Source organism: Nostoc sp. PCC 9305 (genome assembly GCF_963920915.1).
Classification (GTDB): Bacteria; Cyanobacteriota; Cyanobacteriia; order Cyanobacteriales; family Nostocaceae; genus Nostoc.
Window position 1 is genome coordinate 1 of the sequence record NZ_CAWUDN010000237.1, and the last position, 1898, is coordinate 1898.

The window sequence follows — 1898 nt, forward strand, 5'->3', positions numbered from 1 at the left end:
GTGGGCATCTTGCCCGCCCAGTCCATAGTGCGGGCGGGCAAGATGCCCACCCCACAATAAATAGTTGTATATTTTTTTATTTGGAATTCCCTAAGTATTAAGTATCTAGTTAGGAGTTAGAAGTTAGGAGTTATGGGTTTGGAGTTTGAAGTTAAATAAACTGATGTATTTAAAACTCCTCACTCCTAACTTTTCACTCCTAACTTATTACATATATCTTGTTAATTGAACTCGGTAACGCTCTTTTTTGGTAACGGCAATTTCGCCAACTTCTAAACGCCCTTTAGAACGAATGGCGATTAAGTCGCCTGATTTGACTTGAGAACTAGCTTGGGTAACTTCCTTCCAGTTGACGCGGACATCACCAGCATCGATGAAATCAACCATTTTGCTGCGGGACATACCAAAACCAGCAGATGCGATCGCATCTAATCTTAAAGAAGCCTCCACAGTAGTTAATTCTTTTTTCTTAGGTTCCCGAACCTTTAATTCAGTTAGCTCAATCTGCTGAGTTTTCACAGGAACTGATCGCACCTGTTTCAGGCTCATTGACAAAAATTCTACCAACTCTGGGGCAACAATCGCCTGCGCCCCTCGTTCTCCCAAGACAATCACATCTCCCGTCTTTTCACGAACAATTCCTGTCCCTAACATTGCGCCTAAAAAGTCGCGGTGAGAGGCGGTATCAAACAGGAAATTACCAGCAATTTCTACAGCTACAAGGCTAACTTGAGATTGCTCTAACGGAAGTTCCGAACGGGCGATCGCTATTCTTTGACGTTCAGCTTGCGGATATCCACCCCACGCGACTAATTGCACTTCTGTTAATCGGTTAAACACCCGTTGAATTTCTGCCAATTCTGGGGGAGATAGAAAATCTGTCAAAACTACTTCCCAAGTTTTGATTGCTTGCTCCGCTTGATCGATTGCACGAGCGACACTATCTCGATTTTCAACACCTTTTAAAAGTTCTTCTCGTGGCAACATTCTTAAAAATTATGAGTTATTAATTGAGAATTAATTTGCTATAACTATCCTGATTCTAGCTTTAATTCCCATTTCTACAGTTCCTATCCTGATTGGATTAGCTTTTCTAGTTGGGATTTGTTGGCGATCGCAGCGGCTTACGCCATCTCCCAAGAATAGGAAAGTAACTCAAGCCGCTGTGTCGCGATCTGTAAACTATGATTTATTCAATACACAGTATTTGTGTCGGCATAACCTTGGATATTTTCTGGATCGAACTGACGCAATATTTTGGTTGCTTGGCGAGTTAGAGTTTCAGAACCTTCAACGGCAACTAAATATTTACCTGCATCTAAGCGGTTGCGATAAGGTAAAGCATCACCACCACCTATAAGTAAACCGACTCCGCCACCGACAACCACGCCACCCATCGCACCACTAGCAGCACCCAGCAGTCCGCCAACAATGTGATTGCCAACTTCACCCGCCCAGGCAAAAGTATCTAAACCAGTAATCAGGCTGAATGTAAAACCTGCAAAAAAGCCAAATGGTATCAGCCAGGTTGCCATCTGTTTTGCTTGCTTTTTAGCTCGATCTTGGGGGTCAATTAAGCCAAACTCGTCAGCCGTTTTATACCCCCTCCCCAAAATAGTGCTGTTAATGCCTTCTTTTTCTAAAGCTAAGTAAGCAGCTTCGGCTTGAATGCGGTCTGGTAATACGGCAACAAGGTAATTCATTGATTTTACAATTTGTCTAATAGAAGTTTTGCCTTAATTAACAGCGTATCAGTCCTGGTTGAATCATCTTGCATTGGGTAGGAGTTAAAAGTTAGGAGTTAGGAGTTAGGAGTTAAGAGTCTTACTCCCCTTCCCTTGCAGGGCTACGGTGTACACACAAGTCTTCTAGAGTTGCACCACAGCCTTTTGATCCCC

The 1898-nt window shown here is 43.0% G+C and carries 2 protein-coding genes; both read right to left on the minus strand.

The features are described 5' to 3' along the window. Positions 1 to 207: 207 nt before the first annotated feature. Positions 208 to 987, minus strand: a complete 780-nt coding sequence (locus ACM0OX_RS35520) for a photosystem II S4 domain protein (RefSeq protein WP_094347455.1) — start codon at positions 985 to 987, stop codon at positions 208 to 210. 206 nt (positions 988 to 1193) lie between these two features. Then, complete coding sequence (locus ACM0OX_RS35525; protein WP_414519891.1) at positions 1194 to 1703, minus strand: hypothetical protein; 510 nt, start codon at positions 1701 to 1703, stop codon at positions 1194 to 1196. Positions 1704 to 1898 lie beyond the last annotated feature (195 nt).